The sequence below is a fragment of the Teichococcus deserti genome, from assembly GCF_001982615.1.
Lineage (GTDB): Bacteria > Pseudomonadota > Alphaproteobacteria > Acetobacterales > Acetobacteraceae > Pseudoroseomonas > Pseudoroseomonas deserti.
The window spans coordinates 1-724 of the sequence record NZ_MLCO01000518.1 but is presented as its reverse complement, the minus strand read 5'-3'; the positions used below and the strand labels follow the sequence as shown (position 1 = coordinate 724).

Genomic DNA, 724 nt, shown 5'->3' with positions numbered 1-724 from the left:
CTTCGCCCGGCGCAGCCCCTGCCTGAACCGGCCGCGCGGCCGGTCAACGGATCGGCCATGATTCCGGACGAAGATTTCATGCCCCGCCGCTGGCGGCGGGCATCATCGCAAGGCAATCTGCGCCGCATGACCCAGTCCCGCCGTGCCCTGCTGGCCCTGCTGCCGCTGCTGCCTGCCCTGACGGCCCGTGGCCTGGCGGCGCAGCCGGCCGCAACGCCCGCCGCCCCGGCAAGCCCGGCCGCGCCCGCCAATCCGCCGCCGCTGACGGCGCGGCTGGTGCATGGCGGCGCCCCCTGGCGGCTGCGCGCCCGGGTGATGGAGACGCCGGAGAAGGTGCTGCATCTGGGCTTCCGCGGCCCCGGCGCGCCGGAGGCCGAGATCATCCTGCCGCGGCCGATGGGCACCGCCGGGCGGCTGCGTGTGGTGTCCATGGCCGGCCGCCAGGTGGTGGCCGCCTCGATCGAGGGCAATATGGGCACCGGCATCAGCCAGCGCCTGGTGGTCTTCATCGGCTGCGATGCCGAGGAGCGGCTGCGCGTCATCGGCATCGAGAGCCGCGCCGCGCAGGAGAACCGGCAATGCACCTCGGAGACGGTGCTGGAGAACCGGCTGCAGGGCGATGGCCAGGGCGGCATCCGCGTCCATAGCAGCTTCGCCCGCACCCGCGGCGACTGCGGCCAGCAATGGGACGGCAAGCCCTACCGGGAGGCCTGGACCGACCGGC

General features: G+C 74.4%; 1 protein-coding gene. It reads left to right on the top strand.

What is annotated here, in order from left to right:
* Positions 1-126: 126 nt before the first annotated feature.
* The coding region (locus BKE38_RS29655; RefSeq protein ID WP_207553736.1) for a hypothetical protein at positions 127-724 on the top strand (598 nt) is incomplete at its 3' end.